12 protein-coding genes, 1 tRNA gene and 1 pseudogene are annotated in these 13,282 nt (G+C 72.6%); 8 read left to right on the forward strand and 6 right to left on the reverse strand.

Features of this window, described 5'->3' with window-relative positions; all coding sequences use genetic code 11:
- Positions 1–76 precede the first annotated feature (76 nt).
- Positions 77–436: a transposase gene (locus RKE29_RS00440; RefSeq protein ID WP_312002911.1), complete on the forward strand. Its 360-nt coding sequence runs from the start codon at positions 77–79 to the stop codon at positions 434–436.
- Positions 322–861, forward strand: coding sequence for a transposase (locus RKE29_RS30745; protein WP_369016012.1), 540 nt, complete (start codon positions 322–324; stop codon positions 859–861). Before RKE29_RS00440 ends, RKE29_RS30745 begins: the two co-directional genes overlap by 115 nt.
- Before the next feature lie 410 nt (positions 862–1,271).
- Here the strand turns inward: RKE29_RS30745 and RKE29_RS00445 are convergent.
- Positions 1,272–1,345, reverse strand: a tRNA-Pro gene (locus RKE29_RS00445).
- 104 nt (positions 1,346–1,449) lie between these two features.
- Positions 1,450–2,379 (reverse strand): metallophosphoesterase, encoded by a 930-nt coding sequence (locus RKE29_RS00450; protein WP_312002912.1) that lies wholly within the window; start codon positions 2,377–2,379, stop codon positions 1,450–1,452.
- A 76-nt stretch (positions 2,380–2,455) separates the two neighbouring features.
- Between RKE29_RS00450 and RKE29_RS00455 the strand changes: the two genes are divergently transcribed.
- Entirely contained in the window at positions 2,456–2,923 is a 468-nt protein-coding gene (locus RKE29_RS00455) for a GatB/YqeY domain-containing protein (RefSeq protein WP_312002913.1), read from the forward strand.
- 244 nt (positions 2,924–3,167) lie between these two features.
- Here RKE29_RS00455 and RKE29_RS00460 read toward each other — a convergent pair whose 3' ends face one another.
- Positions 3,168–5,489 (reverse strand): transglycosylase domain-containing protein, encoded by a 2,322-nt coding sequence (locus RKE29_RS00460; RefSeq protein WP_312002914.1) that lies wholly within the window; start codon positions 5,487–5,489, stop codon positions 3,168–3,170.
- Positions 5,490–5,916: 427 nt separating this feature from the next.
- On the opposite strand from RKE29_RS00460, the gene RKE29_RS00465 reads away from it, so the two are divergent.
- Entirely contained in the window at positions 5,917–6,252 is a 336-nt protein-coding gene (locus RKE29_RS00465) for a WhiB family transcriptional regulator (RefSeq protein WP_312002915.1), read from the forward strand.
- Between the two features lie 430 nt (positions 6,253–6,682).
- Here the strand turns inward: RKE29_RS00465 and RKE29_RS00470 are convergent, their stop codons facing one another.
- Both RKE29_RS00470 and RKE29_RS00475 read right to left on the reverse strand, forming a co-directional pair.
- Complete coding sequence (locus RKE29_RS00470) at positions 6,683–8,083, reverse strand: ArsA family ATPase (RefSeq protein ID WP_312002916.1); 1,401 nt, start codon at positions 8,081–8,083, stop codon at positions 6,683–6,685.
- A 304-nt stretch (positions 8,084–8,387) separates the two neighbouring features.
- Positions 8,388–9,491, reverse strand: a complete 1,104-nt coding sequence (locus RKE29_RS00475) for an ArsA-related P-loop ATPase (RefSeq protein ID WP_312002917.1) — start codon at positions 9,489–9,491, stop codon at positions 8,388–8,390.
- A gap of 71 nt (positions 9,492–9,562) precedes the next feature.
- Between RKE29_RS00475 and RKE29_RS00480 the strand changes: the two genes are divergently transcribed.
- The 4 genes and pseudogenes from RKE29_RS00480 (at position 9,563) to RKE29_RS00495 (ending at position 12,352) form a co-directional block, all read left to right on the forward strand.
- Positions 9,563–9,724: a DUF4177 domain-containing protein gene (locus tag RKE29_RS00480; protein ID WP_014178397.1), complete on the forward strand. Its 162-nt coding sequence runs from the start codon at positions 9,563–9,565 to the stop codon at positions 9,722–9,724.
- A complete protein-coding gene (locus RKE29_RS00485) occupies positions 9,721–10,206 on the forward strand; it encodes a RidA family protein (RefSeq protein ID WP_312002918.1) in 486 nt (161 codons plus the stop codon). Before RKE29_RS00480 ends, RKE29_RS00485 begins: the two co-directional genes overlap by 4 nt.
- A 245-nt stretch (positions 10,207–10,451) precedes the next feature.
- Positions 10,452–11,294, forward strand: a pseudogene (locus RKE29_RS00490) (NUDIX hydrolase); the annotation flags it as partial.
- A gap of 227 nt (positions 11,295–11,521) precedes the next feature.
- Positions 11,522–12,352: an MBL fold metallo-hydrolase gene (locus RKE29_RS00495; protein WP_312002919.1), complete on the forward strand. Its 831-nt coding sequence runs from the start codon at positions 11,522–11,524 to the stop codon at positions 12,350–12,352.
- Positions 12,353–12,437: 85 nt separating this feature from the next.
- Here RKE29_RS00495 and RKE29_RS00500 read toward each other — a convergent pair whose 3' ends face one another.
- Positions 12,438–13,112, reverse strand: coding sequence for a Crp/Fnr family transcriptional regulator (locus RKE29_RS00500; protein WP_312002920.1), 675 nt, complete (start codon positions 13,110–13,112; stop codon positions 12,438–12,440).
- Positions 13,113–13,282 lie beyond the last annotated feature (170 nt).

Consider the following 13,282-nt stretch of genomic DNA (forward strand, 5'->3'; position numbering starts at 1 on the left):
GAGGTCAGACCTTAAAGAACAAGCTTAGACGGTGTCTCACATGGTGTTGGAGTGAGCTGCGGCATCATTGCTCTTCGTGGGTGCTGATCTGTGGCAGCGGCTGGTTCCGGACAGGTTGTGGGGCCTGGTCGCGCCGTTGCTGCCGTCTTTCACGCCGCGTCGCCAGGGCGGTGGTACTGCGCCGCTGTATGAGCGGGCGGTGTTCACCGCCGTGGTGTACGTGCTGACCAGCGGGTGTGCCTGGCGGCTTCTGCCGCCGACATTCGGTGTCTCGCCGGCCACCGCACACCGCCGGTTCTCCGCCTGGACGGAGGCGGGCCTGTGGCGTCGGCTGCACAGGGCGGTGCTGGACGAACTCGGCGCGCGGGGCGAGCTGGACTGGAGGTCGGTGATCGTCGATGCCGCCTTGGTGCGGGCGGAAAGGGGGGCACGCTGACCGGGCCGAACCCGGTCGACCGCGGCAAACCCGGCAGCAAGCTGCACGTGCTGTCCGAGGCCCAGGGCATCCCGCTGGTGGTCGGCGTCTCCGGCGCGAACACCCATGACAGCCTGGGCCTCAAGCCCCTGGTGAAGGGGATACCGGCCGTGCGATCCCGGCGCGGCCCCCGCCGCCGGCGCCCCGGCAAGCTCCGCGCCGACAAGGCGTACCACTCCGCCGACACCCTGCCCTGGCTGCGCAAACGCGGCATCACCATAAGAGATCCCTCCTCCCCGGCCCCTGGCGGGGCCGGGCTTAGAGGTGTCCAGCACCCGGGGACGGGTCCCGTGAGCTCGTCTGCACGGTCTTCCTCCAGCCCACCCCCTCCAGCAGGCGCTACACGGTACGGATCACCTACCGGCACCGACACCGACCGCGCGTGATGGTCATCGACCCGCCCCTGGCTCTGCATCCGCGTGCCACCGCCTTGCCGCATGTCCATGCCGACGGCGACCTGTGCCTGCATCTGCCTGGGGAGTGGAGGACATGCTCCTTTCACACACGATCCTGCCGAGGGCCTCGGAGTGGCTCCTGCACTACGAGGTGTGGCGGGTCGTGGGGCGCTGGACTGGCAGCGGCCACGACTATGCCGTGCCGCCGCCCGCTGAGCCCGGCGATGGGGGGTAGCCGACCGTCGGGCGGCGTGTGCCGACCAGCTCCTGATCTCGAAGAGTGGCCGCCAGGGGAGCCGCATCCCGAAGTCGGTTCCCAAATGGCTCCCAAAATGGCCCCAGGAACCACTCAGGGACCCGACCCGCTGAGCGGATCAGGCCCCTGACCTGGTGCTTCTCAGTCGGGGTGGCGGGATTTGAACCCACGACCTCTTCGTCCCGAACGAAGCGCGCTGCCAAGCTGCGCTACACCCCGAAGCAGCGAGGTCTACTCTAGCGGACCCGCGCCGCTGGGCGAAATCCGGTTTTCGTGCCGTGGCCGGCCGCCGCGCCAGAGCTGTCGCAGGTCGGAGCGCCGGGTCAGGCGGGGGGTTCCGTGAGGGTGAGCAGGGTGGCCTCGGGGGGGCAGGCGAAGCGGACCGGGGTGTAGCGGTTGGTGCCGCAGCCTGCGGAGACGTGCAGGTGGGAGGTGTGGCCGCCGGCCTGGTGGGTGGACAGGCCCTTGACCCGGCGGGTGTCGAGGTCGCAGTTGGTGACCAGGGCGCCGTAGAAGGGGAGGCACAGCTGGCCGCCGTGGGTGTGGCCGGCGAGGATCAGGGGATAGCGGTCGGCGGTGAAGGCGTCGAGGACGCGCAGGTACGGGGCGTGGACCACGGCCAGGGAGAGGTCGGCGCCGGTGTCCGGGCCGCCCGCCACCTTGCCGTACCGGTCGCGGCGGATGTGCGGGTCGTCCAGGCCGGTCAGCGCGATCTCGGCGCCGTCGAGCTTCAGGCGGCCGCGGGCGTTGGACAGGCCGACCCAGCCGGCCGCGTCGAAGGCGTCGCGCAGGTCTTCCCACGGGTTGTGGATGGCGCCGACGGTGGGCGGGTTGCCGTTGAGGCCGTGGCGGCCGCTGGCCTTCTCGATGAGGTAGCGGGCGGGATTGCGCAGCTTGGGGCCGTAGTAGTCGTTCGAGCCGAAGACGTACGCGCCGGGGAACTCCAGCAGCGGGCCGAGCGCGTCCAGCACCTCCGGGACGCCCTCGGGGTCCGAGAGGTTGTCGCCCGTGTTGATCACGAAGTCGGGGCGCAGGCCGGCGAGCGACCGCAGCCAGCGCTGCTTTTTTCGCTGGCCGCGGACCATGTGGATGTCGGACACCTGGAGGACCCGCAGGGGTCGCATCCCCGGGGGCAGGACGGGGACGGTCACTCGTCGTAGCCGGAAGGCGCGGACTTCGTAGCAGGCGGCGTAGGCGAGGCCCGCCGCGCACGCCGCCGTGAATCCCAGGGGTCCTGCGTATCGAGCGCGCATGGCCCCATCGTGGCAGAAGCCGGACAGGGGTGAAATCGACGGGTGATTCTCGGCCACGCCTGGCAGACTCGACGCCATGACCACGCTCAAGTCCAGGCTCCAGGACGACCTCACGGCCGCGATCAAGGCCCGTGACGAGCTGCGCTCGTCCACTCTCCGGCTGACTCTCACCGCGATCCAGCGGGAGGAGGTCGCGGGCAAGAGCGCCCGTGAGCTGTCCGACGCCGAGGTGGAGAAGATCATCACGCGTGAGGCGAAGAAGCGGCGGGAGGCGGCCGAGGCGTTCACGCAGGGCGGGCGCGCCGAGTCGGCCGAGCGGGAGCAGGCCGAGGGCGTGGTGCTCGCCGAGTACCTGCCGAAGCAGCTGACGGACGAGGAGCTGGCCGCGCTGGTCGCCGAGGCGGTCGCGGAGGCCGTGGCCGGCGGGGCCGAGGGGCCGCGGGCCATGGGCGCCGTGATGAAGATCGTGAACCCGAAGGTGGCAGGCCGGGCCGAGGGCGGCCGGGTGGCCGCCGCGGTGAAGCGGCGGCTCGCCGAGGGGTGAGCCCGGGCGGCCGGGTGTCATCCCGGGCGTGCTGTGTGCCGTTGTTCGGACGGTGGGGCTGTCGTCTGTGCGGCTCGTGAGGCGGTCGTCTGTCCGGATGGTGGGGCTGTCGTCTGTCCGGATGGTTGGGCCGTCGGTCCTGCCGCTGGCGCCGTCGGCTGCCGGGAGCGGCCGGGTGTTCCGGTGCGCGGCTTCCGCGCACCGGGGCGCCTGCGTGCTGTCCGGCGGGGGCTTAGGCGCGGGGCTACGGCCACCAGCCGCCGTTGTCGCTCTCCCCGGTCCCGTTGCCGTTGTCCCCGCCGTTGCCGTTGCCGCCGTTTCCGGTCCCGCCCGTCAGCCAGCCGTCGTCGCCGCCCACCACGCCGTCGCTGGGCTGGTCGCTGGGCGGCAGGCTCACGTCCGGCCACGGGCCGTCGTCCTGGCCGCCGTCTCCGCCGTCATCCTGCTTGTCGTCGTCCTTGTGGCGGTCGTCGGGGCGTGGGCGGTGCTGGTCCGCGCGCGGGTCCTTGATCGACACGGTCTGGAAGTTCGGCGCCGGCTTGCCCACCAGCGCGCCGGTCATCGCCTCCTTCCAGATCGAGCCCGGGGTGGCGCCGCCGTACATCTTGTCGTGGTAGACGCCGCCGACGGTGATGTCCACCATCTCGACGCTCTTCGCGCCGGGGCCGCCGAGCCAGACCGCGCCCGCCATGTTCGGCGTGTAACCGACGAACCAGGCGGCCTTCCGCTCGTCCGCGGTGCCGGTCTTGCCCGCGTTCGGCCGGGTCTTCAGGCCCGCCTGGCGGCCGGTGCCGTCCTCGACCACGCCGCGCAGCAGGGTGTTGATCGTGTCGGCGGTCTTCTCCGACATCGCGCGCGTGCAGCTGGACCGCGGGACCTTGAGCGCCTTGCCGCCCGGCCCGGTGATCGACTCGATGAAGACCGGCGAGCAGTACACCCCGCGGTTGGCGAAGGTGGCGTACGCGCCCGCCATCGTCAGCGGGGACATGGTCATGGACCCGAGCGTGATGGACGGGACCTGCTTCAGCTTGGTGCCGTCGGCGGGCCGCATGCCCATCTTCGCGGCCAGGTCCGTCACCGGGCAGACCCCGACCTCGCTGATGAGCTGCACGAAATAGGTGTTGACCGACTTCGCGAGCGCGTCCCTCAGGTTGTACGGGCCGACCTCGCTGCGGTTCTCGTTCCTGACGGTCTCGGGGTCGTACTGGTCGTTGCGCCACATGCCCTGGCACGTGGTCACCGGGCTCGGGTACTCCATCTCGTACGGGGACGGGTACCGCTGGTACGGCTTGGTGCCCCGCTCCAGGGCCGCCGCCGCGGTGATCGGCTTGAAGGTCGAGCCGGTCTGGAAGCCGTAGTTCGAGCCGCCCATGGCCTTGTCGGCGGACAGGTTGATCTGCGTCTGGTGGTCCCCGAAGCCGTACGGCCGGGACTGGCCCATGGCCAGCACCTTCCCGGTGCCCGGCTCCACCAGCGTGACCGCCGCGGCGACCGGGTCGGACTGGTAGACGTACCTGTGGATCGCGGCCTGGACCGACCGCTGGGCCTGCGGGTCCAGGGTCGTGCGGATGGTCAGGCCGCCCTCGTTCCACCGGGTGGCGCGCTCCTCGCGCGTGCGGCCGAAGGCCGGGTCGCTGAGGAATATCTCGCGGACGTAGTCGCAGAAGAAGCCCGCGCCGTCGGAGGCGGCGATGCAGCCGTGCTTGGGCTTGCTGACCTTCAGGCCGAGGGGCTTGCGCTTCGCCGCGTCGGCCTGGGCCTGGGAGATGTCGCCCACGTCGGCCATGCGCTGGAGCACGGTGTCGCGGCGGGCCTTGGCCTCCCCGGCGTTGGCCAGGGGGTCGTAGCGGCTGGGGGACTGGACGATGCCGGCCAGCAGCGCGGACTGCTCCAGGTCCAGGTCCCTGGCGTGCGTGCTGAAGTACCGCTGGGAGGCCGCCTCGACGCCGTACGCCTGCTCGCCGAAGAAGGTGATGTTGAGGTAGTTCTCCAGGATGCGGTCCTTGCCGAGCTCCTTCTCGACCTGGATGGCGTACTTCAGCTCCTTCATCTTGCGGCCTATGGTCTGCCGGGTGGCCTCGGCGAACTTGTCCGCGTCGTCGCCCGCCTCCTCCACGAAGACGTTCTTCACGTACTGCTGGGTCAGGGTCGAGGCGCCCTCGGACACGCCGCCGTTCTGCGCGTTCTCGTTCAGGGCGCGCAGGACGCCCTTGAGGTCGATCGCCCCGTGCTCGTAGAAGCGCGCGTCCTCGATGGCCACAATGGCCTTGCGCATGTACGGCGAGACGTCCTTCAGGCTGACGATGGTGCGGTCGCGCGAGTAGACCTGGGCGATCTCGCCGCCCCGGGCGTCGAGGATCGTGGTCCGCTGGCTCAGCGGCGGCCGCTTGAGGTTGGCCGGGATCGAGTCGAACTCCTCCACGGTCTCCTTGGCCGCGAGGCCGAGGGCTCCGACGGCGGGCAGCACGAGCCCCGCCAGCACGGCCCCGGCCAGAACGCTGACGCCGAGGAACCTCGCGGCCTGCTGCGTGACGGACAGGCTCCCGCCCGAGCGCTTCCTACCCATGACACGAAGCCTACTTTCTCCCTCTGACAACGGAGGCTGCGAGGTGATTCACGGGACAGGGGGCGGCTTGTTCGCCTAGGCTGTTTCCCGCCAGTCACATGTGTGCGGCTCCACACCGGCTTGCTTGTCACTCAAGTGAGTGTTGAGTCATGTCGGGATTAACCGGCGCATGTCATGTGATTTTCGACCCGGCGCGGGTGTTGTGCCCTGGTTCGCCCGAGTATTCGGTATATGCCGCCAGCTCACTCCGTTGGGTGATCTGCCGCGTACCCATAGTCCGTTCGGGCCATTCAAGATTGGGCCCGCAGGGGGTGTTGCGCCCTGGCCGCCTTCCGTAACGTCCTCAACTGGCGACGGTGAATATGCCGTTTGTCGCCGTGGGGGAGCCTCGATTCGGGAGCTCGATTCGGGAGAGGACGGCGCCAGCATGGGCTGGGTAAGCGAGTGGAGCGCGCAGGCGGCCTGCCGTTCCACGGATCCGGATGAACTTTTCGTTCAGGGCGCGGCACAGAACAGGGCCAAAGCGGTCTGCACCGGCTGTCCGGTGCGCACCGAATGTCTTGCCGACGCCCTGGACAACCGCGTCGAGTTCGGCGTGTGGGGAGGGATGACCGAGCGCGAGCGCAGGGCGCTGCTGCGCCGGCGCCCGACGGTGTCCTCCTGGCGGAGGCTGCTGGAGACCGCACGCCTCGAATACGAGCGCAGCGCGGGGATACTGCCCACCGACGACGAAGAATACGAGCGGTACGCGGCCGTCGGTTAGCCGAGCCGTCGCGCCACCGCCGGTCGGCGGCCCGCCCGTGGCCCGCCGCGCGCCGATTCGCCATGCGCCGGTCCGCCGTGCGCTGCTTCGCCGCGTGTCGGCTTCGGCTGGCCGGTCGCGTCGCGCGCGGGATGTGTCCTGGGAGTCGGGGGCGTGTGGGCCGGGGAGTACGGGCGGCCTGTCGGCATCCGGCTGATAGCGGTCTGCCGCAAGAGTCCATGTCTGCCTGACTTCGGGGTTTTTGTCGTTCTCGCGTCGCAACTTCTCCGGTCCAGGTGCGGTGCTTTTTGGCGCGCGCTCTTCTCCGTGCGTCCGCTTCTCGATGCCTCCAGTGGTTCGGCGCCGGGCGCTTCGCCGTCCCCAGCCGGCCCTACGCGGCCCGCAGCGCCGTCCTGGCCGTCGCCGCTCCCGCGTGGCGCCTGACGGCGGCTCAGGCGCTGACCGGCTGGGCCGCGAGCCGGTCGCCGACGGCCCGCAGGCCCGCGAGGTCGTGCACGTCGCCCGGGAGTGCGGTCACCTGGACGAGTGGGACCTCGGGGTGCAGCGCCGTGAAGCGGTCATGCGTGCGCTGCTCGCGCGCGAGCACCTGCATGCGCTCCGCGTGCAGCCGCAGCAGGCCCGCCGCGAGCCGCTCTGCCGACGTGGGGGAGCCGTCGGGGTCGCGACCGGAGTCGGGGTCGGGGGCGTGGTCGGGATCGGGAACCGGCGCCGCTTCAATGTTCCGTTTATCAACATTCCCGGAAAAGTGATCGGCCATGCGGGCCCGGCCAAGATTTTCTTGCTCACTTTCGCCGTTCTCGCCGCTGTCATTGCGGTCGGCCGTGTACCCGCCGCCACCTGAGGCATCGTCGGAGGAGCTGGCGGCGCCTGCCCGGTCCGACCCGCCGGACCCCTCCAGCAGGATCTCCGCCGCCGCCAGCGCCCGCTCCGCCGAGAGCTGCGCCGCGCCGCTGCCGTGCACCCGGTTCAGGACGAGCCCGGCCAGCGGCATGCGCTCCGCGGCCAGCCGCTCCACGAAGTACGCCGCCTCGCGCACCGCGTCCCGCTCCGGCGCGGCCACCACCAGGAAGGCCGTACCGGGCGCCTGGAGCAACCGGTAGGTCGCCTCCGCGCGGGTGCGGAAGCCCCCGAACATCGTGTCCATGGCGGCCGCGAAGGTCCGCACATCGCGCAGCAGTTGCCCGCCGAGGACCTTGCTGACCGTGCCGGTCATCATCGACACGCCCACGTTCAGGAACTTCAGCCCCGCCCGGCCGCCCACCTTCGCCGGGGCCATCAGCACCCGGATGAACCTGCCGTCCAGGAAGGACCCCAGGCGCTTGGGCGCGTCCAGGAAGTCCAGCGCCGACCGGCTCGGCGGGGTGTCGACCACGATCAGGTCCCACTCGTCGCGGGCCCGGAGCTGGCCGAGCTTCTCCATGGCCATGTACTCCTGCGTGCCCGCGAAACCGGCCGAAAGCGACTGGTAGAAGGGGTTCGCCAGGATCGCGCGGGCCCGCTCGGCGTCGGCGTGCGCCTCGACGAACTCGTCGAAGGTCCGCTTCATGTCGAGCATCATGGCGTGCAGCTCACCGCCCGCCGCCGCGTCGATGCCCTCGACGCGGCGCGGGGTGTTGTCGAGCGAGCCTATGCCCATGGACTGGGCGAGCCTGCGCGCCGGGTCGATGGTCAGCACCACGACCTTCCGGCCGCGCTCCGCCGCCCGTACGCCCAGGGCGGCGGCCGTCGTGGTCTTGCCCACGCCTCCGGCGCCGCAGCAGACGACGATGCGGGTCGCCGGGTCGTCCAGCAGCGCGTCGACCTCCAGCCGGGGTGCCACGTCCATGGTCATGCCGTCTCCCGCGATGCGCTCGTGCCCTTCGTGCCCCGTACGCCCCTCATGCGGTCATGCTCCCGCCACCGTCCGCGGCACGCGCGTACGGCCGGTTTCCGTGTGGGCACGCGCGGGCCGCCGGTCCGCGCGTGGTCGTCGGCGCGCGCAAGGCGTCGTCGGCACGCGCGGGCGTCGTCGGCACGCGCGTGGTCGTCCGTACTGCCGCGTACGGCGCTCGTCGGCCTTACGGACGTACGACGCACGCGCCCGGGAGCGGCCGCGTGCGGCGGCTCCTGCCGGGCGGTCCCCGCCGCGCCGCCGCTCACGCCGGCCACTGCTTGCGCAGGTCCGCCGCCAGCCGGTACAGCCCGGCCAGGTCGACGCCGTCCGTCAGCTGCTCCAGCTCGTGGGTGGGCAGTCCCAGGCGGGCCAGCTCGGCCCGCTGCGCGCGCTCCAGGGTGACGCGCTCCGCGTGCTCCCTTGCCTGCTCCAGCAGCGGGTCGACCAGGCGTTCGGCCAGCCCGCCGCGGCGCGCGCCGCCCAGGCCCGCCTGCGACAGGGCCTTGGCGAGGGCGGTGCGCTCCTCGGCGGTCCACCGCGCGGCCCCGGCGCCCAAGCCGTCCCCGGTGGTCTTCCCGGAGCCGTTCCCCGCGGTCTTCCCGGAGCCGTTCCCGGCGGCCTTGCCGCGCCCGCGCCGCGTCCCGTTCGCCGCGCTCAGCACGGTCTCTATGGCCGACTGGTCCAGCAGGGCGGGCCGCACCATGTTGATGACGACGGCGCCCGTGGGCAGGCCCTCGGCGCGCAGCTCCGCCACCCCGTCCGCGGTCTCCTGGACCGGCATCTCCTCCAGCAGCGTCACCAGGTGGACCGCCGTCTCGGGAGACTTCAGGACGCGCATGACGGCCTGCGCCTGCTTGTGTATCGGGCCGGTACGGGCCAGGCCCGCCACCTCGTCGTTGACGTTCAGGAAGCGGGTGATCCGGCCGGTGGGCGGGGCGTCCATGACCACCGCGTCGTAGGCGTAGCGGCCGTCCCTGCCGCGGCGGCGCACCGCCTCGCACGCCTTGCCGGTCAGCAGGACGTCCCGCAGGCCGGGCGCGATGGTCGTCGCGAAGTCGATCGCGCCGAGCTTCTTCAGGGCGCGCCCCGCACTGCCCAGCTTGTAGAACATGTGCAGGTAGTCCAGCAGGGCGAACTCGGGGTCGATCGCCAGCGCGTGCACCTCGCCGCCGCCCGGCGCCGTCGCGATCTTCCGCTCCTCGTAGGGCAGCGCCTCGGTCTCGAAGAGCTGGGCGATGCCCTGCCGCCCCTCCACCTCCACCAGAAGGGTGCGCCTGCCGTCTGCGGCGAGGGCCAGCGCGAGGGCGGCGGCGACCGTGGTCTTACCGGTCCCGCCCTTGCCGCTGACGACGTGGAGCCTGCTCACAGCGCGAGCCTAACCAGTTGCCGTACGGGCTACGCAACGGGCCCGCGCGTACAGGCACTACAGTCGGGCCCATGACCAAGTGGGAATACGCGACCGTGCCGCTGCTCGTCCACGCCACGAAGCAGATTCTGGACACCTGGGGAGAGGACGGCTGGGAGCTCGTCCAGGTCGTGCCGGGGCCGAACAACCCCGAGCAGCTGGTGGCCTACCTCAAGCGGGAGAAGGCCGCGTGAGCGGCGGGAGCGCGGTCGAGGCGCGGCTCGCCGGGCTGGGACTCGCCCTGCCGAAGGTTCCGGCGCCCGCCGGCTCGTACGTCCCTGCCGTGCGTACCGGCCGCTACGTCCACACCTCCGGCCAGATTCCGCTGGTCGACGGCGCGCTGGCGGCCAGCGGCAAGGTCGGCGCCGAGGTGACCCCGGAGGAGGGGAACGCGCTGGCGCGCACCTGCGCGCTGAACGCGCTGGCCGCCGTCGGGTCGGTCGTCGGCCTGGACGCCGTCACGCGCGTGGTGAAGATCCTCTGCTTCGTCGCGTCCGCGCCCGGCTTCACCGGCCAGCCCGCGGTCGCCAACGGCGCCAGCGACCTGCTGGTCGCGGCGTTCGGTGACCGGGGCGTGCACGCGCGCAGCGCGGTGGGCGTGGCGGAGCTGCCGCTGGGCGCGCCGGTCGAGGTGGAGATCGTGGTGGAACTGGCGGAGGACGCCGCGGGGGCCTGACGGCCCGAGGAGCCCCGGAGCAGGCGGCCAGGCGTTGTCGCCGTCCCGCGCGTGCCGACGCCTGCCGCTGCCGTCCCGCGCGTGCCGACTGTTCCCGTGCGTGCCGACGCCTGCCCTCGGCCCCGCGCGTGCCGACGCCCGCCTGGAACGCCCACGCGGCATCCGGCCCCCGGACCCGCCCCCGGCCCGGCGCCCCGGCCGGGGGTCCCTGCGGCCACTTCCGCGCGACCGCATACCATCCGGCCATGTCCCCTACGAGCGGCCAGTCGTACCCGCCCGAGTGGTCCGAGCGCGTCAGGCGGCTGTCGTCCGGCGAGCTGACGCCCGTGCCGCCGCACCGGGCGGCCACCGTGCTGCTGCTGCGGGACGGGACCGGCGGGCCCGCCGTGCACATGCTGCGCCGGCGCGCCTCCATGGCCTTCGCCGGAGGCGCGTACGCGTATCCGGGCGGTTCGGTGGACCCCCGCGACGAGCGGGAGGTCGCCTGGGCGGGGCCGTCGCGCCAGGCATGGGCGGACCGGCTCGGTGTCGCGGACCGGACGGCGGCGCAGGCCATCGTGTGCGCGGCGGTCCGCGAGACGTTCGAGGAGGCGGGCGTGCTGCTCGCCGGACCGGCGCCGGACACGGTCGTCGCGGACACCACGGGAGCGGACTGGGAGGCCGACCGGGCCGCGCTCGCCGCGCGTGAGCTGTCCCTGGCCGACCTGCTCCAGCGGCGCGGCCTGGTGCTCCGCTCGGACCTGCTGGGCGGCTGGGCGCGCTGGATCACGCCGGAGTTCGAGCCGCGCCGCTACGACACCTGGTTCTTCGTGGCCGCGCTGCCGGCCGGGCAGCGTACGCGCAACGCCTCGACCGAGGCGGACCGTACCGTCTGGATCCGGCCACGGGACGCGGCCGCCGGCTACGACCGGGGCGAGCTGCTGATGCTGCCGCCGACCATCGCGACGCTGCGCGAGCTGGAGCCGTACGGCACGGTCGCGGCGGCGCTGGCCGCGGCGGGGGAGCGGGACCTGGCGCCGGTGCTGGCCCGCGCGCGGCTCGACGGCGCGGAGATCGTGCTGAGCTGGCCGGGCTACGCGGAGTTCACCGCGCGGTTCGGCGGCGGGGAGGGCGCTTCCGGCGCGCCCGGTGTCGGGGGCGGTGCGGGCGGTGCGGCCGGTGCCGGAGGCATGGACGTTACCGTCGGTACGTCGGAGGCGTGTACCGGGGCCGTCGACCCGGCCCACTCCGACCGCCGACCCGCGGACCAGGACCCGTCCGCCGCGCGCCGGCCCACCGACCCCACGACCACGACCACGACGGGGGACACCACCTCATGACCTACGCAGCCGCTCTGCCCGGGCAGCCGCGCGGGGGCACCGTCAGCGGCCCCGCCACCGACCGCACCATATGCGTGCTCGCCCCGAACCCCTCGATCATGACCCTCGACGGCACCAACACCTGGATCGTCTCCGAGCCGGACTCCGAGCTCGCCGTCGTCATCGACCCCGGACCGCTCGACGAGTCCCACCTCGCCGAGGTCGTCGCCACCGCCGAGCGGGCGGGCAGGCGCGTCGCCCTGACCCTGCTCACCCACGGCCACCCGGACCACGCGGAGGGCGCGGCGCGCTTCGCCGAGCTGACCCGTACGCCCGTACGGGCCCTGGACCCGGCGCTGCGGCTCGGGGACGAGGGCCTGGGCGCGGGCGACGTGGTCACCACCGGCGGCCTGGAGCTGCGGGTGGTCCCCACGCCCGGGCACACCTCCGACTCGCTGTCCTTCCACCTCCCGGCCGACGGCGCGATCCTCACCGGAGACACGGTGCTCGGGCGCGGCACGACGATCGTCGCGCACCCGGACGGCCGGCTGGGCGAGTACCTGGACTCGCTGCGGCGGCTGCGTTCGCTGACAGTGGGCGACGGGGTGAGCACGGTGCTGCCGGGCCACGGGCCCGTACTCGACGACGCGCGCGGGGCGCTGGAGTACTACCTGGCGCACCGCGCCAACCGCCTCGCGCAGGTGGAGACGGCGGTCGAGAACGGCTACCGCACGCCGTCGGAGGTGGTCGCGCACGTCTACGCGGACGTGGACCGGTCGCTGTGGCCGGCCGCCGAGCTGTCCGTACGGGCCCAGCTCGACTACCTGCGCGAGCGTGGCCTGATCTGACCGCGCGGGCGCCCTGCCCCGGTCGGCCGCATGCGGGCTTGCGCCCAGCCGGCCGGGTAGGGGCCGGCCGGAGCGGAAGGGCTGCTCAGCGCGACCGCTTGGCCAGCCGCTCGACGTCCATAAGGATCACGGCCCGCGCCTCCAGGCGCAGCCAGCCGCGGCCCGCGAAGTCGGCGAGCGCCTTGTTGACGGTCTCGCGCGAGGCGCCGACGAGCTGGGCCAGCTCCTCCTGGGTCAGGTCGTGCACCACGTGGATGCCCTCCTCCGACTGCACGCCGAAGCGGCGCGACAGGTCCAGGAGAGCCCTGGCCACCCGGCCGGGAACGTCGGAGAAGACCAGGTCGGACATCTGGTCGTTGGTCTTGCGCAGGCGGCGGGCGACGGCGCGCAGCAGCGCGCTGGCCACCTCGGGGCGCGCGTTGAGCCAGGGCTGGAGGTCGCCGTGGCCGAGGCCGAGCAGCTTGACCTCGGTGAGAGCGGTGGCGGTGGCGGTGCGCGGACCCGGGTCGAACAGCGACAGCTCGCCGATCAGCTCGCCGGGGCCGAGCACGGCCAGCATGTTCTCGCGGCCGTCCGGAGAAGTGCGGTGGAGCTTCACCTTGCCCTCGGTGACCACGTACAGGCGGTCGCCGGGGTCCCCCTCGTGGAAGAGCGCGTCACCCCGGGCCAGGGTGACGTCATTCATCGAGGCGCGCAGCTCAGCGGCCTGCTCGTCATCGAGCGCCGCGAAGAGCGGGGCGCGCCGCAGAACGTCGTCCACAAGAACTCTCCTTGTCGACCTGCACAGGGGACCGTGGATCCCCATCATGCCGGACGGTTATGCAGTGCGATCAATCACAAGTCTGACGCACCCGCCCCCGGGTCCGTACGCCAGGGGTCGGATTGGATCGGCGATTTCCGGCGGCCGGGGCGGATGTCGGTGGCGGGGCT

This window comes from Streptomyces sp. B1866, assembly GCF_031932565.1.
Classification (GTDB): domain Bacteria; phylum Actinomycetota; class Actinomycetes; order Streptomycetales; family Streptomycetaceae; genus Streptomyces.